The sequence below is a fragment of the Galactobacter caseinivorans genome, from assembly GCF_003640665.1.
GTDB lineage: Bacteria > Actinomycetota > Actinomycetes > Actinomycetales > Micrococcaceae > Galactobacter > Galactobacter caseinivorans.
The window spans coordinates 13,211-36,956 of record NZ_QQXL01000006.1; the positions used below are offsets into that span (position 1 = coordinate 13,211).

General features: G+C 66.4%; 23 protein-coding genes and 2 tRNA genes. 18 read left to right on the forward strand and 7 right to left on the reverse strand.

Translation table 11 applies throughout. The features are described 5' to 3' along the window. Positions 1–54: 54 nt before the first annotated feature. The 4 genes from tmk (at position 55) to DWQ67_RS10090 (ending at position 3,707) form a co-directional block, all read left to right on the forward strand. The gene (tmk, locus tag DWQ67_RS10075) at positions 55–729 is read left to right on the forward strand and encodes a dTMP kinase (RefSeq protein ID WP_121485493.1); all 675 of its coding nucleotides are present in this window, start codon (positions 55–57) and stop codon (positions 727–729) included. Then, the gene (locus DWQ67_RS10080; protein ID WP_121485494.1) at positions 726–1,892 is read left to right on the forward strand and encodes a DNA polymerase III subunit delta'; all 1,167 of its coding nucleotides are present in this window, start codon (positions 726–728) and stop codon (positions 1,890–1,892) included. The genes tmk and DWQ67_RS10080 overlap by 4 nt, the downstream gene beginning before the upstream one ends. After that, on the forward strand, positions 1,889–3,505 hold the full coding sequence (locus DWQ67_RS10085) for an alpha/beta hydrolase (RefSeq protein WP_158595427.1): 1,617 nt from the start codon (positions 1,889–1,891) through the stop codon (positions 3,503–3,505). The genes DWQ67_RS10080 and DWQ67_RS10085 overlap by 4 nt, the downstream gene beginning before the upstream one ends. Positions 3,506–3,634: 129 nt before the next feature. Further along, a tRNA-Thr gene (locus DWQ67_RS10090) sits at positions 3,635–3,707 on the forward strand. A gap of 87 nt (positions 3,708–3,794) precedes the next feature. On the opposite strand, the gene DWQ67_RS10095 is transcribed toward DWQ67_RS10090, so the two are convergent. The 4 genes from DWQ67_RS10095 to DWQ67_RS10110 all read right to left on the reverse strand — a co-directional run bounded on the left by DWQ67_RS10095 (position 3,795) and on the right by DWQ67_RS10110 (position 9,330). Beyond that, positions 3,795–4,640: an aldo/keto reductase gene (locus DWQ67_RS10095; protein ID WP_121485496.1), complete on the reverse strand. Its 846-nt coding sequence runs from the start codon at positions 4,638–4,640 to the stop codon at positions 3,795–3,797. Between the two features lie 27 nt (positions 4,641–4,667). Next, positions 4,668–5,102: a hypothetical protein gene (locus tag DWQ67_RS10100; protein WP_121485497.1), complete on the reverse strand. Its 435-nt coding sequence runs from the start codon at positions 5,100–5,102 to the stop codon at positions 4,668–4,670. Between the two features lie 77 nt (positions 5,103–5,179). Next, the gene (locus DWQ67_RS10105; protein ID WP_121485498.1) at positions 5,180–8,215 is read right to left on the reverse strand and encodes an alpha-mannosidase; all 3,036 of its coding nucleotides are present in this window, start codon (positions 8,213–8,215) and stop codon (positions 5,180–5,182) included. Between the two features lie 131 nt (positions 8,216–8,346). Continuing rightward, on the reverse strand, positions 8,347–9,330 hold the full coding sequence (locus tag DWQ67_RS10110; protein ID WP_121485688.1) for an NAD(P)H-quinone oxidoreductase: 984 nt from the start codon (positions 9,328–9,330) through the stop codon (positions 8,347–8,349). 242 nt (positions 9,331–9,572) lie between these two features. On the opposite strand from DWQ67_RS10110, the gene DWQ67_RS10115 reads away from it, so the two are divergent. After that, positions 9,573–9,660, forward strand: a tRNA-Ser gene (locus tag DWQ67_RS10115). A gap of 80 nt (positions 9,661–9,740) precedes the next feature. On the opposite strand, the gene DWQ67_RS10120 is transcribed toward DWQ67_RS10115, so the two are convergent. Further along, positions 9,741–10,934, reverse strand: coding sequence for a site-specific integrase (locus DWQ67_RS10120; protein WP_158595428.1), 1,194 nt, complete (start codon positions 10,932–10,934; stop codon positions 9,741–9,743). A 95-nt stretch (positions 10,935–11,029) separates the two neighbouring features. Next, positions 11,030–11,734: a helix-turn-helix domain-containing protein gene (locus tag DWQ67_RS10125; RefSeq protein ID WP_121485500.1), complete on the reverse strand. Its 705-nt coding sequence runs from the start codon at positions 11,732–11,734 to the stop codon at positions 11,030–11,032. A 112-nt stretch (positions 11,735–11,846) separates the two neighbouring features. Between DWQ67_RS10125 and DWQ67_RS10130 the strand changes: the two genes are divergently transcribed. The 12 genes from DWQ67_RS10130 to DWQ67_RS10185 all read left to right on the forward strand — a co-directional run bounded on the left by DWQ67_RS10130 (position 11,847) and on the right by DWQ67_RS10185 (position 18,833). Then, entirely contained in the window at positions 11,847–12,047 is a 201-nt protein-coding gene (locus DWQ67_RS10130) for a helix-turn-helix domain-containing protein (RefSeq protein WP_199712684.1), read from the forward strand. 403 nt (positions 12,048–12,450) lie between these two features. Beyond that, positions 12,451–12,993: a hypothetical protein gene (locus tag DWQ67_RS10135; protein ID WP_121485502.1), complete on the forward strand. Its 543-nt coding sequence runs from the start codon at positions 12,451–12,453 to the stop codon at positions 12,991–12,993. 95 nt (positions 12,994–13,088) lie between these two features. Then, positions 13,089–13,388, forward strand: coding sequence for a hypothetical protein (locus DWQ67_RS10140; RefSeq protein ID WP_121485503.1), 300 nt, complete (start codon positions 13,089–13,091; stop codon positions 13,386–13,388). Positions 13,389–13,471: 83 nt separating this feature from the next. Next, positions 13,472–14,788, forward strand: coding sequence for an AAA family ATPase (locus tag DWQ67_RS10145; protein ID WP_147433665.1), 1,317 nt, complete (start codon positions 13,472–13,474; stop codon positions 14,786–14,788). Between the two features lie 68 nt (positions 14,789–14,856). Next, positions 14,857–15,069: a hypothetical protein gene (locus DWQ67_RS10150; RefSeq protein WP_121485505.1), complete on the forward strand. Its 213-nt coding sequence runs from the start codon at positions 14,857–14,859 to the stop codon at positions 15,067–15,069. Beyond that, complete coding sequence (locus DWQ67_RS10155; protein WP_121485506.1) at positions 15,066–15,266, forward strand: hypothetical protein; 201 nt, start codon at positions 15,066–15,068, stop codon at positions 15,264–15,266. Before DWQ67_RS10150 ends, DWQ67_RS10155 begins: the two co-directional genes overlap by 4 nt. Then, positions 15,263–15,484 (forward strand): hypothetical protein, encoded by a 222-nt coding sequence (locus tag DWQ67_RS10160; RefSeq protein WP_121485507.1) that lies wholly within the window; start codon positions 15,263–15,265, stop codon positions 15,482–15,484. The genes DWQ67_RS10155 and DWQ67_RS10160 overlap by 4 nt, the downstream gene beginning before the upstream one ends. After that, entirely contained in the window at positions 15,481–15,678 is a 198-nt protein-coding gene (locus DWQ67_RS10165) for a hypothetical protein (RefSeq protein ID WP_121485508.1), read from the forward strand. Before DWQ67_RS10160 ends, DWQ67_RS10165 begins: the two co-directional genes overlap by 4 nt. Before the next feature lie 126 nt (positions 15,679–15,804). After that, positions 15,805–16,617 carry a hypothetical protein gene (locus DWQ67_RS10170; protein ID WP_121485509.1) on the forward strand — a complete coding sequence of 271 codons (813 nt, stop codon included), beginning with the start codon at positions 15,805–15,807 and terminating at the stop codon, positions 16,615–16,617. A 123-nt stretch (positions 16,618–16,740) separates the two neighbouring features. Continuing rightward, a complete protein-coding gene (locus DWQ67_RS10175) occupies positions 16,741–16,974 on the forward strand; it encodes a hypothetical protein (RefSeq protein ID WP_121485510.1) in 234 nt (77 codons plus the stop codon). Positions 16,975–17,677: 703 nt separating this feature from the next. Next, the gene (locus tag DWQ67_RS13630; RefSeq protein ID WP_147433666.1) at positions 17,678–17,959 is read left to right on the forward strand and encodes a hypothetical protein; all 282 of its coding nucleotides are present in this window, start codon (positions 17,678–17,680) and stop codon (positions 17,957–17,959) included. 544 nt (positions 17,960–18,503) lie between these two features. After that, on the forward strand, positions 18,504–18,833 hold the full coding sequence (locus DWQ67_RS10185) for a hypothetical protein (protein WP_147433667.1): 330 nt from the start codon (positions 18,504–18,506) through the stop codon (positions 18,831–18,833). Between the two features lie 587 nt (positions 18,834–19,420). Here DWQ67_RS10185 and DWQ67_RS10190 read toward each other — a convergent pair. Then, positions 19,421–21,490 carry an FAD/NAD(P)-binding protein gene (locus tag DWQ67_RS10190; protein ID WP_158595429.1) on the reverse strand — a complete coding sequence of 690 codons (2,070 nt, stop codon included), beginning with the start codon at positions 21,488–21,490 and terminating at the stop codon, positions 19,421–19,423. A gap of 71 nt (positions 21,491–21,561) precedes the next feature. On the opposite strand from DWQ67_RS10190, the gene DWQ67_RS10195 reads away from it, so the two are divergent. Next, positions 21,562–23,688, forward strand: a complete 2,127-nt coding sequence (locus DWQ67_RS10195; protein ID WP_121485514.1) for a prolyl oligopeptidase family serine peptidase — start codon at positions 21,562–21,564, stop codon at positions 23,686–23,688. Positions 23,689–23,746: the final 58 nt, after the last annotated feature.

Sequence of the window (23,746 nt, forward strand, 5' to 3'; positions counted from 1 at the left end):
CCGTCTACCCACAGGCCCGAGCGTGACGTGGGTGCGGCCCGTTAGTCTTAAAGGGTGAGTTCCAGTCCCGCCTTCCTTCCGACCGCCCCCACCTCCGGCCGCGGGTTTTTTGTGACCTTTGAAGGCGGCGATGGCTCCGGCAAATCCACGCAAACCTCCCGCCTGACCTCCTCGCTGGTTTCCGCCGGACGCCGCGTGGTGCGCACCAGGGAACCGGGCGGCACCCCCATGGCAGAGACCCTGCGCGGCCTGGTCCTGGATCACGGGCACGGGCCGGTGGATGCCAGGACAGAGGCCCTGCTGTACTCCACCGCGCGCGCCTCACACGTGGCGCAGGTGATCCGCCCCGCCCTGCAGCGCGGCGACGTGGTGGTCTGCGACCGCTTTGTTGATTCCTCCCTGGCCTATCAGGGCGTGGGCCGCGGGCTTGGACTGGAGGCGGTTGCGGAGCTGAATCGCTTTGCCTCCGGCGGATTGGTCCCAGATCTGACCGTTCTTCTGGACGTGAGCGCGGAGGTGGGCCGCTCCCGCAGGCGCAACGGCCCTGGCCAAGAGGACCGGCTTGAATCCGAGCCAGATGATTTTCACGAGAGCATCCGCCAGGCCTTCCTGAGCCTGGCCGCCGCCTCCCCGGAGCGCTACGTGGTGCTGGACGCGGGGCGGCCGCAGGAGGATCTGGCCCAAGAAATCCTGGAGCTGGTTCTGCGCCGCAGCGGCGGCGACGCGTGAGCGTCTGGCAAGACCTGCCTGGGCAGGCGGAGGTGGTCGCCACCCTGTCCCGGACCGCGCAGGAGGGAAACCCGACCCACGCCTGGCTGTTCACCGGCCCGCCCGGCTCAGGCCGCTCCAACGCCGCCCGGGCCTTCGCCGCCGCCCTGCAGTGCCAGCGCCCGGAGCCAGAGCAGCGCGGATGCGGAGAGTGTGAAGCCTGCCGTTCCGTCCTAGCCGGCACCCATCCGGACGTGTCCATGGTGACCACGGAGGCCGTCACCTACGCCATCGCCGAGGTGCGCCAACTCATCGGCAAGGCCCAGGACCGCCCAGCCACGGGGCGCTGGCGCATCATCATCACCGAGGACGCGGACCGCATGACGGAGCGCACCACCAACGTGCTGCTCAAAGCCATCGAGGAACCCCCGCCCCACACAGTCTGGATCCTCAGCGCCCCGTCCCCCGCGGACGTGTTGGTCACGATCCGCTCGCGCTGCCGCGCGGTCTCTCTCAGAGTGCCCGACGTCGCTTCTGTCACCGAGCTGCTGGTGCGTCGCGACGGTCTGACGGAGGCTCAGGCGGCCTTCGCCGCCCGGGTGTCCCAGGGCCACATCGGCGTGGCACGGCGGCTGGCGCGCGACGAGGGCGCCAGGCGCCGACGCGAGGAGATTGTGTCCCTGCCGTTGCAGTTGCGCTCGCTCGCCGATGCCATGTCCGCCGCCACCCGCTTCATTGAGGTGACCACCAGCGAGGCGGAATCCAGCGCGGAGGAAAGGACCACGGCGGACGAGGCCAGGCTGCGCACCCAGTTGGGGCTGGGCCCGGAAGAGATCATTCCCCCACAGCTACGCAGCCACTTCAAGCAGCTGGCAGAGGACTCCAAGCGCCGCGCCCGCCGCGGGACCACTGACTCCCTTGACCGCGCCCTGATTGACCTGAGCACGTTCTTCCGCGACACCCTCACCCTGCAACTGGGAACGCAGCAGGAACTCGTGAACGCCCACCTTGGCCAGCCCCTGCACCGATACTCCGCGGGCACCGGCGCCACACATTCCCTGGCCTGCATCGACGCCATAGCCCTGGCGCGGCGCCGGCTCGCAGGCAACGTCTCCCCCGCCATGGCGGTGGAGGCACTCATGACCTCCCTCATCGCATCCCCGCCCGGCAGGAGCCAGCAGTGACCCCGCGCAGCACGTACCAGCCCACCCAACCCACGGCATCGCGCTCCCCGCGCCGCGGCCTGGCGTTGACCGCGCTAGTGGCCTCCGCCGCACTGGTGCTCAGCGCGTGCTCGCCGGGCTCTGAAGCCGCCCCCACCAGCGGCGGGCAGGGCTCAGCGTCAGCCAGCCCCGCGTCGTCGGCCCCCGCACCGGAGCACGCGGACCAAGGCAAGGTGCCCCCGGGACTGGAAAAGATCTACTCGCAGCAGCCCCGGTGGACCGCGTGCGAGGAGACGGAGTGCGCCACCATCAAGGTGCCCCTGGACTACTCCAAGCCCACCGGCGAGACCATTGACCTGGCGCTGGCACGCACCACGGGCGGGCAGAAGAAGGGCTCGCTAGTGCTCAACCCTGGCGGCCCCGGCGGCTCCGGCATCGACATGGTGCAGCGCAGCGCCTCCGTGCTCATCTCCGACTCCGTGCGGGATCAGTACCAGATTGTGGGCTTTGACCCCCGCGGTGTGGGCAAATCCTCCGCCGTGAAATGCCTCTCCGATGCGGAGATGGACAAGGAACGCGAGACCGCCGTGGTGCCCACCAACGATGCGGGCATTGAGCGCTCCGTGGCCCAGGCCCGCACGTACGGCACCGAGTGCCATAAGAACTCCCCCGCCGGGCTGTTGTCCCATGTGGATACCACCTCCTCCGCGCGGGACCTGGACGTGGTGCGCCAGATTCTGGGGCGCGACAAGCTTGATTACCTTGGCTTCTCCTACGGAACCAAGCTGGGGGCCACGTACATGAGCCTGTTCCCCCAGAACGCCGGGCGCATGGTGTTGGACGGCGCTGTTGATCCCTCGCTGGGCGGGGAGGAAGTGGCGCTCCAGCAGGCCAAGGCCTTTGAGAAGTCCCTGGATAAGTACCTCCAGAACTGCCTGGATTCCGACTCCTGTCCGTTCAAGGGGGACGCGGCCCAAGCCCGCACCGCCCTCACTGACTTTGTGGCCTCAGCAGATACCCGCCCGCTCAAGGCCGCTGACGGCCGCCGCGTCCCGGCCGCGGACATCGTCTCCGCGCTGATGATGCCCATGTATGAGCCACAGTTTGAGCCCATGCTCAACTCCGCCCTGGCTCAGGCCATGGGTGATGAGAACCCCACCGAGCTCTTGGCCATGGCGGATCTCTCCGCCGAGCGCGGCGCGGATGGCGCCTACGCCAACAACATGCAGGCCGCGTTCACCGCCATCAACTGTGCCGACTACTCCCGCGGCTCAGACCGGGTATCCAGCATCATGGCCTCCGCGAGGACCATGGAGAAGGCCGCCCCGTTCTTTGGCCGCTACATGGCCTACGACGATGGCTGCGCCACGTGGCCCGTTCCTCAGGTGAAGCAGGCGGACACCTTCCAGGTATCCCAGGACGTGGCACCCGCCCTGGTCGTGGGCACCACCGGGGATCCGGCCACGCCCTATGCCTGGGCCCAGTCGCTGAACAAGCAACTGCCCGGCTCCGTGTTGCTGACCTACAAGGGCTGGGGGCACACCGCCTACGGCCGCTCCAACGACTGCGTGGCCAACGCGGTGGATGACTACCTGCTCCAGGACAAGCTCCCGGCCTCTGGGGCCAGTTGCTAGGCGCCGGCACACCCACCCGGCTAGTGCGTGCGGGTGCCGGAGCCCTCGTTTTGACCTCCGCGCCCGCCAACACGTAAGATTTTCACTTGTTGGCCGCGAGGCCAATGCAGGTGCCCTTTGAGGGCGCCGGCCTCCTTAGCTCAGTCGGTAGAGCGTTTCACTCGTAATGAAAAGGTCGCCAGTTCGATTCTGGCAGGGGGCTCAACTAAAAAGGCCCGGAACCGCATGGTTCCGGGCCTTTTCTGTGCCTGGCGCAGGTACAGACCTGACGCCAAGCGCAGGTTTTCGCTTAGGCGAAGTCCGCGGTGGCCGGGTCAGCGGCGATGCGCCCCTCGGGGCCACGATCCAGCCCATCCACCAGCGCCATGTCCGCGTCGGAGAGCGTGACGCCAACGGACTCGAAGTTCTCCACGATGCGTGAGGAGGTCACGGACTTGGGGATCACGACGGACCCGCGCTGCAGGTGCCAGGCCAGCACCACCTGCGCCGGGGTGGCGTCCACGCGCTGGGCGATCTCTGCCAGCACCGGCTCGTCAAGCAGGCCCGTGCCGTTACCGAGCGGGGACCAGGACTGGTGCAGGATTCCCTTGTCAGCGCAGTAGGCGCGCAGCTCGTTCTGGGGGAAGTACGGGTGGGTCTCGATCTGCAGCATGGCCGGGACCACGCCCGTGGCCTCGATCAGCTCGTCCAGCGCCTCCGCGGTGAAGTTGCAAACGCCGATGGTGCGCACGCGGCCTCGCTTCTGCAGCTCAACCAGGGCCTTCCAGGTGTCCACGTAGGTGCCGCGCTGGGGCTGCAGCCAGTGAATCAGGTAGCAATCCAGGGTCTCCAGGCCCAGCTTGTCCATGGAGACCTCAAAGGCGGCCAGCGTCTTCTCAAAGCCCTGCTCGGAGTTCCACACCTTGGTGGTCACAAAAATCTCATCCAGCGGCACGTTCGTGGCGGCCAGGGCGCGGCCCACGCCCGCCTCGTTGCCGTAGATGGCAGCGGTGTCGATGTGGCGGTAGCCGGCGTTCAGGGCCTGGCCCACCACGTCCTCTGCCACGTCATCCTTGACCTGCCATACGCCGTAGCCCAGCTGCGGGATGGTGTGGCCATCGTTGAAAGTCAGTTCGGGGGATGTCAATGCACTCATTCCCCCATCCTTACACCGCGTGGCGGTTCAGCGCGACGCTTCAAGCGCTTCGCGAACACGCTGCTCCACGATGCCGATACGCCGGGTGACGGTAGCCACCACGGCGTCCTGCTCTGTGGAGTAGCGCGCCATCGCGGCGGCCTGCGCGGCGGTGGCCGCCTCGTTAGCCGCGCGAGAGAGCGCCCTGTGCGCCGGCTCCAAAGCCCCAGGGACGTCATCCCCCTCCACCGGCGCCAGGCGCTGGCAGGCGACGCAGGCCTCCCTGACGGAGGGAATCAAGGCTCCAAGCCGGTCCGCCTGCGGCAACAATTGTGCGTAGAGCGCATTCGATTCGGCGCCCTCGAGGACCTGATGGAAGCGATCCACTGCCCGGCGAAAGCGATCATGATCCGCCCGCCACAGGGCATGGCCAAGTTCGCGGTCGTCCGCCTTCCCGGCGCGCAACTGTGAAAACAGGCCCATGGGAACCAGCCTACCGGTGCACAACGGGATGCTGCGCGGCGGGGGCGGGCCCTAGCCTGGCCCCGCCCCCGGCCAACTCACGCCAGGCGGAAACGCAAGGTCCGCACACTAAACGGGGTCAGGCCAAGCCGCACCGCGCCGTCGGGCGCTGGCAGCTCTGGCCCCGCCGCGTCCTCCAACAGGCTGACCTCCACCGCGCTGGCGAAGGGCACGTCAAGGCGCACTTGAGCGGCCGCGTGATGCCCGCCGGCCTCGTGCACGCGCACAATCAGGTCTCCGGAGCGGTCCTCGGACGGCTTCACCGCGTCCAGGAGCACGCCCTCACCCTCCACGGTGACCAGCGGCTGCACGGCGCGCGCCCCGGTGAAGGAGCGCTGGCGCGCATTGAGGCTGTGGCCAAGCCGGGTGGCGGCCAGTTCGGTGGAGCCGAGCTGCAGCGCGTACTCATGCGTGTGCACGCCGTGATCCGTGTCCGGGTCGGGGTAGCGCGGCGCGCGCAGCACTGACAGGCGCAGCGTGGTGATCATGCCGGTCTCATCGGTGACGTCCCTGGTCACGTCAAAGCCGTGACTGGATTCGTTGGCAAGCGCCACCCCGCCGTCGCGATCCCCGATCAGCACCCACCGCTGGGTGGAGGTCTCAAACTTGGCATTCTCCCAGGAGGTATTGGTGTGGGTGACGCGGCGGTGGAAGCCAAATTGCGTCTCAGCTACGGCGTCCTGAGCCCACACTGAGAGCGGGAAGGCCAGCTTGAGGAACTGCTCCGTCTGCTTCCACTCCGTCTCCTGCGCCACCCGCAGGGTGCGCTCCCCCGGCGCCAGACTCAGCCGCTGGCTCAGCGTGGAATCGCCAAAGGTCCGCGTCAGGAACAGGGTTGCCACGCCATCACTCACCTCGTGGCGCAGTTCGGCGACCTCTGCCAGATCCTGGACGGAGTCGCGGTAGAAGCGATCCACGTCCCAGGCGTCCCACTGATTCGGGAAGTCCTCGTGCAGCTGGAAGAGGTTTCCTGGCCGGCCGGGAACGCTGTAGTCCCGGCCCGTGGACAGGTCCACGGCGTGCAGCAACAGGCCCTGCCGATCAAAGGTGAATTCGGCCTGGGCGTTGCTGAGCACGACGGCGTCCGCGGACTCCCGCACGGTGGCGTCAGCGGCGTCGTCGGGCGCTGTCTCACCGGTGCGCTGCGGCGCAACCGCGATGCCGCCCGGGAGCGCTCCGCGCTCCTCGAAGGAGGACGGGTTGGCGCTCAGCGCCAGCGAGCCCTCTCCGGCCAGGACCGCGAGGGACGCCTCGATGAGGCGCTCCAGACGCGAGATGACGTCCGCGTAGGTGCCGATGGCCTCGCGGTGCACCCAGGCGATGGACGTGCCCGGGAGGATGTCGTGGAACTGGTGCGTGAGCACAATGCGCCAGAGTTCCTGCAGCTCGTCATAGGGGTACTCAGCTCCCGTGCGCAGCCACGCGGCGGTGGCCCACCACTCGGCCTCCACCAGCAGGTGCTCCGAGCGCCGGTTGCCCTGCTTGGTCTTGTGCTGGCTGGTGGTGACGGCCCGGTGCAGCTCCAGGTACAGCTCCCCCACCCAGACCGGCGGGTGCGGCATCTCTGCCTTGGCGCGGTCAAAGAAGACGTCCGGGGACTCCCACTGAACGTGGGGGCTTCCGTCCAGATTGGACAGGCGGGCGGCGCGCGCGATCATCTCGCGGGTGGTCCCGCCGCCGCCATCTCCCCAACCCACCGGGGCAATGGAGCCACTGGCCTTGCGGTGCTCGCGGAACTGCCGGTCCGCCTTGTCCAGCTCGTCGCCGCTGAGCTCCGCGTTGTAGGTGTCCATGGGCGGGAAGTGCGTGAACACGCGGGAACCGTCAATCCCCTCCCAGTCAAAGCTGTGATGCGGGAAGGTGTTGACCTGATTCCAGGAGATTTTCTGGGTAAAGAACCACTCAAACCCGGCGCGACGAATCAGCTGAGGCAGGGCCGGTGAATAGCCAAAGGAATCCGGGAGCCACACCCCGCGAGAGCGCTTGCCAAACTCCTTCTCGAAGAAGAGCTGGCCCTGCAAGAACTGGCGCACCATGGACTCACCGGAGGGCATGACGGTGTCGGATTCCACCCACATGCCGCCCAACGGCTCAAAGCGGCCCTCTGCCACGGCGGCCTTGAGACGCTCCCACACCGCGGGGTAATTCTCCTTGACCCACGCGTACTGCTGGGCGCTAGACATGCCGTAGCGGAACTCGGGATAACGCTCAAGCAGGTCCGTCATGGAAGAGACCGTGCGCCCGGCCTTGCGCTTGGTCTCACGCAACGGCCAGAGCCAAGCCGAGTCGATGTGGGAGTGACCAATCGCGGAGATGCGGTGCGCAGAGTCCGGACCACGGGCGTCGAGCACCGGATGCAACACCGCGCGCGCCGCAGCCGCGGTACCGGGAATGTCCCGCAGATCCAGCGCCGTCATGGCGTCATCAAGGGCCTGCAACACCAGGCCCTTGCGCTGACCCTGGGGCAAATGCGGGAGCTGATGCATCAGCAGGTCCACATCCTGGGCCAGCTCCCACACCTCGCGGCGAATCACGCGCAATTCAAGGGCGTGCACGGTGTAGATGGGATTGCTATCCGCGGTTTCGCGGTCCCCCTGCTGGGTGGGAATGAACGGCTGGTCGCCCAGAATGACGGGGTTCGAGGCCGCCTCGAGGTAGAACTCGATCTCCTCGCCGCCCTGCGCGGATTCCGTGACCGGGACCCAGTGGTTGCGGGGATTCACGGCCTTGACCGGGGTCAGGTCCGGGCGCATGACCAGCGCCTCGCACTGGAAGCCCGGGCGGTTGCCCTCAAAGCCCAGGTCCATGAGGGCCTCCACCGGCTGGCCGGCCCAGTCCTGCGGGATGGTGGCGCGCACATGGAACCAGGTGGTGGCCCACGGCGGGCCCCACTGCGTGCCGGCCGTGAAGGGCTGATAGTCCAACCCGGGGCCCTCAGAGACGGGGACGGGTTCCCCGGGGAGCTCGTACGCCTCGATGCTGAAGTTGACGCGGGCCCCGTAGCACTCCGGCAGAATGCGCTCAAAGAAGACGCGGCGGGCCCGCCCCATGGTCAGCGATGTCTCGTCGTGCACGCGGCTCCCTCTCGTTGACAAGCAGTGGCGCCCAGTTTGCACCCCAATTAGTCAAATCTACAGGGTTGACGATCAAATCTCACGGCGTTTGGGCGGACCGGGCGTGGCCTCGCGGTGGCCTCGCGGTGGTCTCAGGCCGTCAAAACGATCTTGCCGCGGTGTTCCCCGGAATCAAAGTACTCATGCGCCTCACGCGCTCGCATCAAAGGGAAGGTGCGGTCCACCTCCACGGTGATACTGCCCGCCTCCACCAAGGGCCACAGACGCTGACCCACGGAGGCCACGATCGCCGCCTTCTGCTCCTCAGGGCGGGACCTGAGAGTGGTGGCATGCACGGAGGCACGCTTGGTCAGGAGGGCGCCCAAGTCCAGCTCCGCCCGGGCGCCTCCCACCAGGCCGATGATGACGAGCCGCCCGCCCGTAGCCAGGGAGCGCACATTGGCGTCCAAGTATTTTGCTCCCACCACGTCCAGGATCACATCTGCGCCGTGCCCCTCGGTCAGGGCGGCCACCCGTTCTGGGAAGTCCTCGCGGGTGTAATCCACGGTGTGGGTGGCTCCATGCGCCGTGGCCCACGCGAGCTTGGCCTCAGAGGAGCCGGTGGCGATGGTCCGTGCCCCCAGCTCTCGCAGGTACTGCAGGGCCAGGCTGCCGATCCCGCCCGAGCCCCCGTGGACCAAAACCCAATCCCCAGCGTGCACCTGCACGGTGTGGGACAGGTTCGCCACCACCGTGCACGCCGTCTCCATGAGCGCGCCTGCCTGGGCCATGTCCAGCCCGTCAGGGACATGCAACACCTGAGATACCGGCACCGCGACATACTCGGCGTAGCCGCCTCCCGTGAGCAGCGCGCACACGGCGGTTCCCTCCGGCCACGCGGCCTCACTCACCCCGCGACCGTAGCCAGCGATGGTGCCCGCCACCTCAAGCCCAGGGATCTCGCTGGCGCCGGGCGGCGGGGCGTAGTAGCCGCGGCGCTGCTGCACATCGGCGCGATTCAGGCCTGCGGCCTCCACCCGAATCAGGACCTGCCCCGGCCCCGGCTCCGGCAGCGGACGCCGCTCCACCTCGATGACTTCAGGGCCACCGGCGCCAACAAAGACGGCGGCGGCCATGGACTGGGGCAGGGTGGCGGCTGGAAGCAGTCTCATACCCTCACCGTGCCACCGCCGGGGGTGTCCGGGCCAGTGTTTGCGACAGTGCGTCGCCGCTGGTCTGCCGGGAGGGTCGGCGCTGTTCTGCCCGGGGCCACGCCGATGTTCCGTCACCACTCCAGCGCCCGACGACGTTCGGTTGCGACCGCGGTCGCGCCGGGTGGCCTGAGGCCCCGTGCGCATCCACTAGACTGTTCCGGCAGGGAAGGTTGTCCGAGCGGCCTAAGGAGCTGGTCTTGAAAACCAGTGTTGGGTAACCCCCAACCAAGGGTTCAAATCCCTTACCTTCCGCGTAGAACAAGGGAAGCGCCCGCCTCACGGCGGGCGCTTCTTGCGTTCACGAGGGCCTGAAAACCCGGATCACTGTCCATTCACTGTCCTCTTGCGCGGGAACGCTCCTTGCGCAGCACGTCCGCGCGGGCCTCCGCTGCGGCCTCCCCCACGCCGGGCAACAGGTGCGTGTATGTGTCCACCGTGAGCTTGATCGTGGAGTGGCGAAGCACCTTGGACACGATCGCTATATCGACGCCAGCGGCCAACATCATGGATGCCGCACCGTGGCGCAGGTCGTGCAGCTTCACCCGACGCACCGCCCTGCGCTCACCACCCGGGGTGTCGGGGTCTTTAGCCACAGTTACGCCGCCCTGCAGCTCGACGAAGCGGTGAGAGATCCACGTTGGCCGGTAGGGGTTGCCGTCCTCACGGGCGAACACAAGCCCGTGGTCAAGGTAGGCGTCTCCCCAGTCCGCGCGTTCCTCTCCCTGCGCCAGCTGTTGGGAGAGCAGCACCGCCACGGTGTCGGCATCCAGATGCACCACCCCGGCACTCTCTTTGGTCTTTGGGGTGTCGAAGCGCAGACCACCGTGTACGGCCCCGCAGTGCACGCACGGAGCTTCATCCGCACGACGGGCGGCGTGAACGATGCTCTGCCGAATGGTGATGGTCCTTCGTACCAGGTCCACGTCATCCCAGGACAGCCCCAGGGCCTCACCACGTCGCAACCCCAGGTAAGCCACCAGGTGGAAGTACGGCGCCAGGCGGTCCCCTGCCACAGAATCCAGAAACGCCACCGTCTCGCGCGGCTCCCACGGCGTGACCCTTGAGCGTTCCTCGCGGGGCATCTCCAAGTCTCGCGCCGGGTTCCAGGAGATCAGCCGCTCACGCACCGCAGACGCCAGCGCGCTACGCAGCGTGGCCCGCACCCGGTGCACGCTCGCCGCCGACCGGCCCTGAGCAACGACGTCCAGCATGGCGTAGATGTGTCCTGGCCTCAGCTCCTTGATACGGACGGCCCCGAGCTCGGGACGGATGAACTTTTCGACGTGGCCTCGGTAGGTGTCCAGCGTGGTGGTCTTGAGCCCGTCCGCGCGCCGGGCTAGCCACCGGTCAAGGTACTCTCCGACTGTCGTTCGCCTGTCATCCGTCCAGGTTCCTAGGCGGATCTGCTCGCGCACCTCTGAGAGCGCCGCTTCTGCCTCTGCACGGGTCTCGAAGCCGCCGCCTGAGGGGCGGCGACGCTTGCCCGTCTCAGGGTCCGTGCCAGCCTCGAGGCGGTAAAGCCACACGCCATGGCGCTTCCGGCACGTCGCCGCCCGGCCACCCTCCACCGCGCCCAGCAATCCGGCCCGGCTGCAAGGGCACTCTTTGTAGACGAAACCCTTCACGAATCCGAGCCACCCTCGCCAAGGTACTCACGCACTTCGCCCGTGAGTCGTCGGGTCGCCTGTCCTCGTGCCGCTCGCATCGACCCAGCATCAGCAAAATCGTGTTCGCTCACCCTGGCGTCACGTTCATCCTCAAGCGGCCGCGCCCAGAGACGGTGTGCCACCACGTGGAGCGCTTGGACGGTGATGCCGAGCTGCTTCGCGATTCGTCTTGCGGACTCACTTCGACCCCACCTCACTGCGGTCTTAAATTCCTTGGATGTGGTTCCGCTGGGTAGGCCCAAGTTTTCGATGGCGGTTCGAAGCCCGGGCTCCATAGCCCGCATTTGATTCGCTATGGCCCTGCCCAGTTCAGGCCTCAAATCCAGTTCAACTGGACCGCCATCAACAGCGCGCCGAATCCCCGCCTGACTGATCCGAACCGAATCGGAAATTTCCGCCCACCCGTCCCCAGCGAACAAGTCTGCTAGCCCAACAACCTCGCCACGGTCGGACAAAGCGAAAGCCACAGCTAAGAGCGCTTCAAAGGAAATGGGGCGCTTCCCGGTTTCGACCTCAGCAACTCGTGCACGCGACCATGAGAATCCGAACGCACCCATGTCGTCCGAGAGGTCTTGCTGCCTCAAACCGCGCTCTTCGCGTAACAACGCCAGATTTTTCCCGACGATCTCCCGGACCGTCTTCAAGTCTGTGGAATCCATGCGGTCAGCCTATCTCACGTGTCCCGAAGTCGGGACGCTTGACAAGAACTGAGACGGCGTGATTTGCTTCTCATGTGCCCCGAAATCGGGACGCATGAGTCGAGGAGGACCAGTGACTGAGATCAGTTTGAAAGCCCCGGAGGCGCGGACGACGAGTGTGCCGGCCGCTTGCGAAGGGATGGGCATTAGCCGAGCTACCGGGTACCGCCTGGTCCGGAGCGGCGATTTCCCGGTCCGGGTGCTAAAGATCGGCAAGCAGCTGCGAGTGAGCATCACGGACCTGAACCGCTACTTGGACGGCGGGGCCGGATGAGTACCGACTCGGGTCCGGAAGTTCTCTGCGGTAGCCGCAAGGACAGCTTGAACCGGCAAGCACACCGAGCCGCTCTCACAGGAGCCTTCGAAGCACTCGGTGACTGCAGTCGCAAGGAATCCGTGGACATGGTTTGGACACGGTTCTACGCCGATCAAACCCGCTCCTGGGTGAACCGCAATCTGGACAAGATTCGCGCGGAAGCCGCACTAGAAATTGTGCCGGATCAGTCCGTTCACATCACGTACCTAGACCCCACGGGGACCACGGCAGTCCACCGGGCCCAGAGCCCCGGCTGCACTTGTTCCCGCTGCACTACCCACACCAACAAGAAAAACGGCCCCGAGACCCATTCCGCCAAGAACCGTCTCGAAGCCGCCTGTGGATCCTAGGAAGGACCACCATGACTATGCAGACTATCAACACAGCTGTCCCGCTCTCTACCCCCGAGGCCGGTGACCTTGGCGTGTTCCTCCACCGGAGCACAGACCTTGACGGCGTTCTCCGCTTCGACCTGGAGACGCAGGAGGGGCCGATGGACGCCGAGGGCCTCGCAGCGCTGCGTGACCTGATCGCGCTGATCCTGGACAAGCCGCAGCGTCGGCAACTCACTATCGCCCCAGACCCCTCAGAGACCCCCGTGGTGGTGTCCTGCGTCAACGTGGCCGGGGTGCAGGTCGCCGAGTACCAGAGCGCTAAGGAGGGCGTCACCGTCGCTCTTGAGACCGATGAGGTGGTTCCGGTGCGCCGCATCCCCGAGCTGATCGCGTTCCTGCAATCAGTCGAGAAGGACCACCGCCTCGCGGCTGCGCGTGACTTCTTCGGGTCGGAGGATGCTCTTGACCTCAGCAAGCACACGATGCAGAGCCTCATGGAGTATGCGGAGACCCACGGCTATGACGTGCCCGCGTTCCTCACGGTGGCGTGCGAGGTGTTAGGCAAGTGAGCGACAACTACAACCAGGTGCCTCCCGAGGTCCGCCACCGATGGGGAACCCCCGCACCGCTCCCCCAGCAAGCCCACAGGGCCCGGTGATGGGAGATGACCACTCCCCCGAGCGCCACGCACTCGCAGAAGGTGAGGCATGGTGGCGCGGATACCAAGCAGGAGCCGCAACCCGAAGTGTGGGAGCTGCTGGACAGGGACGACGTGCAAACCTTCCTCGCGTTCGAGCGGCATTGCGCCTACTCAGACGGCAAACGTGACGGCGTGAACGAGGAATACCAGCGCTGGCAGCACATCCCGCTAGCCGCCTACTCCTACGCCCAAGGCTGGCACGCCTGCCGCGAACAATACGAACGCACCGGCAAACTGCCACACCACCTCAGGGCCGTGTCCTGAACCAAGCAACACCACCACTTGCTGTGCCCCGCCCTACCTCTCAAGGGCGGGGCGCAGCCCTTTCAACGACGAACGGAGTCGCCTTGAGCGAACCCACCAACTCACTCGTCCTCACCCCCGCATCCACCATCACCCCGCGCCGGCAACGATGGGTTTGGCAGAACCTAATGCCAGCTGGCACCGCCACAACATGCGCAGGCAAGGGCGGCGAAGGCAAGACAACACTCGTGATCTCCGTCGCGGCGAAACTCACCCGAGGCACCCTCGAAGGTGATTACTACGGCAAGCCGTCAGCGGTCATCATTGTTGGTCCCGAAGACGACTGGGGGCCAGTCATGGTTCCCCGGTTCATCGCCGCAGGCGCAGACCTCGACAAGGTATTCCAGGTTGCAATCCGCACCGTCTCCGAAAACTGGGAAGGCGAACGAGAACTGCGCTTCCCCGTGGACACTCTCATGATGGAACAGGCCATTCAGCAGACCGGCGCGAAGATGATCGTCCTCGACCCGGCCCCGGCACTCATGCAAGGAGACATGAACAAGGTCCAAGACGTACGCCAAGCAATGGGCCCGCTCATCGCCCTAGCGCAAAAGTACGACCTCGCCCTCGTACTCATCAATCACTTCGCCAAGGGACAAAGCTCCGTGTCCTCGAAGCTCTCAGGCTCGCACGCCTGGCGTGATGCCGTGCGTTCATTCTTGGCCTTCGCCAAGGACGAGGACAGCGGGGAGCGAGTCATGACCGTGGACAAGAACAACTACGCCACGGATCTGGGGTCCTACTCCTTCGAGATCGTCTCCGAGGACGTGGAAACACCCGACGGCACAGTCAGCGTCGGCCGAGCAATCTTCGGTGGCCCCACGGACACGACCGTGGGGCAGATCCTCGCCCGACAAGCAGTAGGAGGCGACGACGAGGGCGAACAGGAGGACCGCAACGCTGCCCAAGAGTTTGTCCTCGACTTCCTCAAAGGCCGCGACGATGGCGAAGCACCAGCCGGAGACGTCATCAAAGCCGGACGCGCAGCAGGGTTCAGTGACAACGATATGAAGAACGCTCGAAAGCGGTGTCGAGAACCGAAGATCGCTAGTCGCAAAGCTGCCTTTGGAGCCGGGTGGGTATGGGCAGTCGAAGACTCGCTCGAAGGAGTCACCGAACCTCCGAAGGTGTCGAAGGAGTCGAAGGAGTCACCTCCTACGGACATGACCCCTTCGCGACACCTTCGAACTGTCCCCACCCAAGGAGTCACTCAAGGTGTCATCCCCGCAAACCTGACACCTTCGACACCTTCGAGCGATCCCCTGACACCTTCGACGTGTCCACTGCACAAAGAAGAAGACGTTCACGGGTGCTACACCTGCAACCAAATCGCACAGCGCCCCGACCTCTTCACCGCCTGAACAAACCACGCCCCCAGGGCCAGCATCCATCACGGGTGCTGGCCCTGCCTCATCTCCAGGAGCACATCATGAACGACCCACGCCAGGGCTACCACCGCTCATCCATCACGCGCGTAGTCGAACAGAAATACCTCAACCCCGACGGCAGCAAAGTCCCCGGCATGACCATCCAACGCAACGGCCGCGGACTCGTCCACCTCACCCCCACCGAGGCCCGACGCATCGCCGCAGCCCTCAACCGCACCGCCAACGACATAGCCGCCAAGGAGGCCCAGCAGTGAGCACCCTTCCCACCGCCGAAGCCACCTCCTACCTGGACGTGCCAGGCCAACCCCGGCGCGTGCGCATCACCTGCCCACGCTGCCACTACCCACACACCTACGCCGCACCCCGATACCGCACCAGCCCCACCACCACGCAGCTCTGCGGACTCAGCGGCGCACTCATCCTCACCACCGGATTGGACCGCACCACATGAGCTACACAAGCCACGAAAGCCTCTACCGCCGCCGCTGGATCGAAGGTGAAACCCTCCGCGTGGACCACGCCAACATGCTCACCGGCGACCCCACCACACCAACAACACCAGGTATCGCGCTCATCGCCCGGGACCACCACATACTGCTCTGCATCACCACCGAACACGCCCTGCAACTCCACGAACAACTCACCGACGCTCTGGGAGAAAGCAATTGAGCGGCCCCCGCCACATCCCGACCCCGTTAATGGGCCGCGTATTCGCCCGCAACTGGATCCACGACGACGGCCAGCCCCGACCCAGCATCGTCCTCTACCGCACAGACAACAAAGTCGCCGTCGTCCTCTCCGCCGAAGAAGCGTTCACCCTCTCCAACACCCTCGTAGACGCCGCCGAAGGCCTCACCAAATAAGGACCACCATGAACCACCGACCCAGACCACCGCCGGTTGACACGGCACCGCGTTTTCCCGCCCAACCAGGGCACCAACCAGAAACCGGCCCACACAGGGCCACCCACAGACGTCCAAGGAGGACACATGAGTACCGCACTGCATACCTACTTCGCCCAAGCCGCCAACAGCTTCAAGGCGCCGCTGCCCACACCCAGCAACATGCCCCATCCCATGCCCGACTACTCCACCAGCGGCCTCACCGCCGCAGCACGCAGCGCCTACCGAGACGGGCGCGACCCCGCCACCGACCCCGAGGTCATCCGCCAAGCCATCGGCCACATCCTGGCCAACAACGGCGTATCCGGCGCGCTCTCCATGGACATTCGCGAGCTGGAAAACCAAGCCAAGCGAGAGGCCTACACCAAGGTGCTCCCCACCTGGCACAAGGAAGCGAGGGAAGCCGCCAAAACCGTCAACGATGCCGCCACGCAACTGCCCGCCGGCTCATCACTCAACGCGATCATGAACGGCACCGACGCATCCCTCATCGCTCTGGCTGCCCCGGCAGTCCAAGCCGCCTCCCTCCTCGAAGCGTGGGAGCGACTCATCAACGAACCCGCCGGAAACGCTGGCAACGCCGCCGGGCCAACCAATGCCCGACCGGCCCTATTCACACCGACCCTCAACCAGGTCCTCAACAACGACTCACGCCACGGTGTCCTAGACCTCGTCCAAGCCGGTTGGACGCTGGACCCCGCCAAGGACTGGCAAGAAGTCCAGGCCCGCTACACCGCACTGAACAACGTCGAAGAGAACATTCACCAGCGCATCGAGCAAGACACCAACGCCCGAGCAAACGGCACCAGCACAGCTACCCGCGGCGGTTACCAATGGCACGCAGCAGTTTGCCGCCACGCTGCCGCCCCCGCGTTCAACACCCTGCCCAGCTACAACTAACCCACACAAACCAGCCCCACGCCGCCCCGCCCCTCAACCAGTCGGGGCGGCGTTCCGCTGCTCATGCCACTCCACCCTCTGCACCCACAGACCCGAACTACTCAGAGAAGGATCAGCATTCCTATGAACACTCGTAAGCAACAAGCAAACGCATTCTTCGCCACCCTCAACCAAGCAACCCAAGCCGAAGAAACCTTCAACACCATCCGCGAACAGCGAGCCAACCAACCACCCGAACCCACCACCCACACCTACACCGAACAAGACCAAGCACAACACCACGAGGACATGCTCCAAGCCTCACTAAGCGTCTTCGACAACCTCGGGAAACGCGGGCCAAACGACCTCTGGCACTAACAGCGAGCACCCCACCGCGACGGTGAAACACGCTGACCTGACAGCGCCCCCGGACAGGCAGAACCCGGAGCCGACCAGGCGACTAGGGCCCCACCCCACCCCTCCGGGGGCCCTAGTTGCCCGCTACGCGTTTAGCCACCTCTCTCTCGGGGCTTTTCTCCGGCGTCGGACATTCCGCGGGGTCCCCGTGCTGGTCCCTGCATGACTACGAGCTAGATGGGCGGCCACTACACGCGATCACGGTTCATCCGAACGATCGGCATCCGCTTCACCACCCATCGACTGTGCAAAAATGGGCCATGCCTAAATACGAAGTGAATGAGATGTCAGGTACTTGCTCCAAGTGCAATAAGACCGGGGTCTTCACAGCTGTGACCGTGCATGAGAACCCCCCTCCAGCGGGCACCACCCGCGTTGGCGCGTGCCCCAACTGCGGGGACACCCAACTCTTCGCCGAGGCATAATCCGCGCCGAGACTCTGCAGTCAAGTGGCCTCAGCGTGGACATGCTTCGTAGAGATCCCACGTCAGATTGGCTAGCCTCGACAGCCAAATCGAGCGCATCCGAAACGACGTCAAGATCGTCCTCGAATCTGAGTCGATGCGGCTGGCCCGTGACGAGCGCCAAGACATGGTGCGGATGCTCGCCGATGAGGGCGTCAGCACCCGGGCCATCGCTCCGATTGTTGGCGTCCTCGGCTCAGGTGAAGCGCGACATTCGAGACTCCTCAACTGGCTCATTTGAGCCAGTTGAACCCTGCGCTGTCATCGGCAATGACGGCCGCACCCGCCCCAGGCAGCGCGCGCCGGGCCGCGTCTACCGCAAGCGCGTCGAAGACCCCGTGCTCGGCACCGTGCTGCTCTCGTGGAAAGGCAACGAGCCGGGCCGAGCCCGCTGGTCCAACAAGACCACAGGTGTCGACGGCATGTGCTCGCCCCACCGCGACCCCAAACGTTTCCACGCGACGTTGGGGCACCTGCTGTGACGCCTCCCAGCGTCCAGCGTCTCAGTATCTGAGACGATCGAAACGCCCTGGCTACTCTCATTTGCGAGGCGGCGCAATCGGCGCCGCCCCCACGAAAGGCATCATCATGGCTGCGAGAAACCCAAACCACTACCACCGCCACACCGCGCCTGAGCGCCCCGACGAACCAGTTCAAGATGGTGCACTTTTTCGGGTTATCGCCAGAGAGGCAGGCGGCACGCACGCGAAGGTAGATGTCCACTTGAAGAATCCGAGCTGCAAGGTGGACGCTGGAACCCCTGGTTGCAACTGCCCGGTAGTGAAAACCGTCGATGTGGCTACATGGAACGCAAACTGCGGCAAGCCGATGCCGAACGGCAAGAGCTCGCACGCGATCATGTACATCTAGGAGGACTTGGAGCTGGGCGGGGTAACTTCGGTTGCCCCGCCCTTTTCGTCGTTCCACCCCTACCCCGTGGGCCTGCCACCACCGGGGACAAGGGACGCGCCCGGGGAGGCGATTTTGTTCTGTATGGGTTAGGGGATCTCTGACGAGCGCCAGGACATGGTGCGGATGCTCGCCGATGAGGGCATGAGCACGCGGGCGATTGCACCGGTCGTTGGGGCTGGATTCAACACCGTGGCCCGCGACATCCGAGAAACGGCAACTGTATCAACTGGTACAGACGGGCCCAGCGAGCCCCGCACTGTTCTGGGCAATGAGGGTCGCACCTACACGCCCGCCTCCATCGAAGACGCCGAAGCCCATGCGATCACTGTCCATTCACTGTCCATCGGCGTGACAACCATTGGCTATCGGGTGCCACAGTTGCACACCGAGTTCCGTGTCATTCCGGGGATTCTGATACTGAGCGACACCAGACGATCCGCGTGATTACGGGCCCGGTCAAACTTGAAAACCAGTGTTGGGTAACCCCCAACCAAGGGTTCAAATCCCTTACCTTCCGCGTAGATACTGGGAAGCACGCACCTCACGGGGTGCGTGCTTCCTGGCGTTTCGGGGGGCGATTCGGGGCCGAAACGCCTCCCCCGAAGCGGGCCTATCGCCCCCAAGCGCCCCTCAGGCCCGCTCCTCGTCGATAAGCCCGCTTCCCCCGCGCCGACGGACCTCACGACGCCGACGACGCCGACGAGCCGAACACGCCGAGCGCGAGAGCCGGAGCCGGAACGTCTCCCCGAAGCAGGCCTATCGCTCCCAAGCACTCCTCAAGCCCGCTTCTCGTCGATAAGCCCGCTCGGCTCGCGCCGACGGACCTCACGACGCCCACGATGCCCGCGCCCGCGCCCGAAGCCGGCCACGGACGTCGAGCCCAGAGCCGGAACGTCTCCTCGAAGCGGGCCTATCGCTCCCAAGCACCCCTCAAGCCCGCTTCTCGTCGATAAGCCCGCTTGGCTCGCGCCGACGGACCTCACGACGCCCACGAGCCGAACACGCCGAACACGCCGAGCGCTCACCACCACCTACGGCAGGACCCACCCCAGGGCCACCTGACGCAGGGGAACACCCGCGCGCAGCAGGATCGTGGCGGCCACCGCGTCGGCGTCGCCCAGCGTGCGGGCACCATCGTCTGACCCGGCGCCTGCCTCGGCCGCGATGGCGGTGCCCCACTGAATCGAGGAGAGCTGGAGCCCCAGCACATGAACGTTGTCCGCTACATGCCCGTCTTCGCCCACCAAACGATGATCCGCCCCGACCACGTCCAGGCCAGAGCCCGGCACGGTCTCGCCGTCCTCATTGGTGCGGCGGCGCGGGCGGCCCAGCCCGGATTCAAGCACGTCCCGCAGCAGCGGCGAGGCCGTCACGGCCACGCGGTTGGCGGGCATCATGGCTTCCACCATCCACCGCGACGTCACGGGGGGCGCGCTCACCCAGGGTGAGGCCGCGCTGAAAAGCCCCTCCGCGTCGTCGAACGTGTAGGTGGGTTCCGGGCCCAAAATCCGCACCACCCCGGCGCGCACCAGCGCCGCCAGCTGCTCCGTGCGTTCCAGGGGCGGCCCCGAGGCCAGCCCCTCCACAAGCGGTTCGAACCAGCCGCGCACCTGCGTCGCGACGGAGAGCTCGTCGATGAGACCCTCCGCTGCCAGGCGCTTGGTCACCAGTCGCCCGGCGTGAAGGGCGCCGATGCCCTGATGCTCGGCCGAGCCTTCTCCCAGCGCGGCCCCGGCCGCATCCGCCTCCAGCCACTCAAGAATGGCCGCGGCGTGTCCCTCCGGCGTGGTGTGCCCCACCCCGGAAAAGGGCTTGGCCAGCGCACGAATGTTAAAGAAGGCGGCCTCCGGCGCGGCCGAGCGCAGCAGGTCCTTGGTGCGCACCGTCCAGACCTCATCGCCAATGTCATTGGGCGCGTCCAGGATCTGGGCCAGATCTTCTAGGAACGGCTCGGCGCCGCTCGGAAACAACTCCGGGGCCTGATCCGCGAGGGTGGCGTAATAGTGCTCCACCACGTCTCGTTGCAGCAGCGGCCACACGTGCCGTTCAAAGTCCACGGTGCCCGGCGTGCGCCCCGTGGCGCCCTGCCGTGCGGCGCGCGCCACGCGCTCGTAGACCAGGTGTCGCAGCGTCACTCCTCGCGGAACAAAGGAGTCGACGGCGCTTTTGGCCCGGTAGGGCGCGCCGCGGCGGGACCCGGCGATGACCAGCGGTTCGCGCCCGGAGGGCACGTATTCCAGGGCGCGACCGGCGGGTAATCCGGTGTCCCGGAATTCCCCACCGCGGCCTTCACTTAGCACAATCATGAGGTCAAAGAAGTTTAATCCGAGCCCGCGTACCAGCACGTTCTCCCCCGCGGGGAAAGCCTCATGATCCACATCCGCCGGCACATGCGGCGGGAGGTAACTGGCCTTGAACCCAGCGGCAGCACGCCCAGCGGCCTCCTGCGCAGGGGTCAGGCGCGCGGGGACGTGTCCCACCGCCAGCACCACATCGTGGGCGGCCAGGACCTCCCCGTCCGCTAGCACCACGCGGTAGCCGCCGGCCGGATCCGGGTCAATCGCCACGGCCGTGGCCCGCACATGATGCGGACCGTCGACGCCGGGTGTGGACTCGGCGAGCGCTGCGACTCGCGCCCACACATGGCGCAGATAGGCGCCGTAGAGCGCCCGCGGCGGGTACGAGGTGCGGCTCATGGCACCCAACTCGGCCCGTTCCGTCTCACTCAACACAGCGCCGTCGCCCATCAACCTCCGGAACTGCTCAAAACTGAGCCCCGGCGCGCCTGAGCCCGCCGGACGCTCCGGCGTCACGGTGGGATAGAAGCAGGGGGTATTCATGAGGAACAGGCGGTTTTGCTCCGTGTTCCAGACATGGCCCGGCCCTGGTTCGTGCGAATCCACGACCTCGATGCGCAGCCCGGAAGCAGGCACGCCGCCGGATGCTGCCGCCCTCGAAACCAGGCGTTCCACGGCGCTGGTGCCGCGCGGGCCCGCACCGATCACAACCACCCGGCGCACAGCGGACTCGGAGCCAGGGCCGGGGCCGCCCGCGCCCCGCCCCTCTGCCTGGTTACCCTGCTGCACCGACTGCTCGCTCACCGTCCACCCTTCTGAAGTCTTTGCCTCCATCCTCCCACCCAAGCCCCACGCGCACGTCGTAGGGTCGGAGCATGAGCGTCACAGAGCAGCCCACCCCCGCCCAGACCCCCGATCCTTCCGAACAGTTCCCGTGGCTGGGCCAGGAGTACGGCGAGCGCGCACTCGGCTGGGCCGCGGAGCAGTCCGCCGCCACGGATTCAGTGATTGATTCCGCCCAACACCGCGCCGTGGTGGAGTCCATCACCGCCTCCCTTGACGCGGAGGACCGGATCGCGGCCGTGGCAAAACACGGCTCCCGCTACGTGAATTTTTGGCAGGACGCCGCACATCCGCGAGGTCTGTGGCGCAGCACCAGCTGGGAGTCATACCGTTCCGGGAGCCCGGAGTGGGAGGTGCTGCTTGACCTGGACGAGCTGAGCGCGGCTGAGGGCGTGGAGTGGGTCTGGGCCGGGGCGTCGTGGTGCCCCATGCCGCAGGGCGGCGAGCCCACTCGGGTCCTGGTGAGCCTGTCCCCGGATGGCGGGGACGCCAAACGGGTGCGGGAGTTCGACGTCGAGCGGCGGGCTTGGGTGCCCGGCGGTTTTGATCTGCCCACGGCCAAGACGCACCTCTCCTGGTCCGGCCCCGATGAGCTGCTGGTCGGCACGGTCACCGGACCGGATGACACGACCTGTTCCTCATACGCGCGGTGCATTCGGCGACTGCGGCGCGGGGTCGCCTTGGATGAGGCGCCGGTGGTGTTTGAGGTAGACGCGGCGCACGTCAGTGCCTGGGCGACCAAGGATCACACGCCCGGTTTTGAGCGTGAGATCGCGGAGGACAGCATCGATTTTTACCACTCGCGCCATTTCCTGGACCGCGGGCGCGGGAGCGGCTGGGAGGACGTGACCGTCCCGTTCGACGCCCGGGTGCGCTACTTCCGCGAGTGGTTGATCGTCTGGACCATGAGTGACTGGGAGTTGGAGGGACACACTCACCCGGCCGGTTCGCTCGTGGTCGCCAAGGTGGATGACTGGCTGGACGGCCGCCGCGAAGTGCAACGCGTCTGGTCCCCTGGCGCGGGTGAGTCCCTGGAGTCGCTCGCCTTCACGCGCAGCCGCGCCATGATCGGCGTGCTCAAGGACGTGGTCTCCACCGTGTTGCTCCTGGACCCTGCGCAGGGGTGGGAGTCACAAACGGTCCCCGGTGTGCCGCCGCTCTCCAGCGTGAGCGTCTGGCCCGTGGATGACGAGGATCCGGCGTGCGCAGAGGACTACTGGATGAGCTCCTCCGGTTTCCTGGAGCCTGCCAGGCTCTGGCGCGGGGTCCTGGGGGCCCAGCCGGAGCTGATTGCGGCCGGGACTGAGCGCTTTGACGCGTCCCAGCACCAGGTCAGCCAGCACTTTGCCACGAGCCAGGACGGGACCCGGATCCCGTACTTCCTCATCGCGCCGATCGGCGTCCCGGCGGACGGGGCCACACCCGCCTTGATCCACGCCTACGGCGGCTTCCGCTCCTCGCTGACCCCGACCTACTCCGCCGCCGTGGGCTTGGCCTGGCTGCAGCGCCGCACGGCGGATGGGCGGGCGCCCGCCTACGTGGTGGCCAACCTTCGCGGCGGTGGGGAGTACGGCCCCGAATGGCATTCAAGCGTCCTGCGCCAGAATCGCGTCAAGTCCTTCCAGGACTTGGAGGCGGTGGCGCGGCACCTGCACCAGAGCGGGCTCAGCGCCCCCGCGCTCACCAGCGTGATTGGCCGCTCCAACGGCGGGCTACTGACCGGCAACGCCCTCACGCGCTTCCCGGAGCTGTTCGGCGCCATCAGTTGTGGGGTGCCCCTGCTGGACATGCTTCACTACACGCGCCTTTCCGCCGGGCACTCCTGGATTGCCGAGTATGGGGATCCGGATGTGGCCGGGGATGCCGAATTCCTACGCGAGATGTCCCCGCTGCACCGGCTGGTGGATCATCCCCGAGCGGACTACCCGCCCACCCTTATCTGGTCCACGACCAGCGATGACCGGGTGGGCCCGGTGCAGGCGCGCATGATGGCGGCCCACATGATGCACGACGGCGTGGACGACGTTTGGTACCACGAGGACAGTACCGGGGGGCACGCCGGCAGCATTGATCACGCCGATACGGCACGCATGCTGGCTCGCTCCTACAGCTTCCTGTGGGAGGCGGCTGTGGCTCCGGAGCGCCTGCACCGCGGCTGAGGCCGTGCCGGGCCCCGGTTTTGGTGTCCACGCCTAGGCTCCGCTACGCTGTTGACGT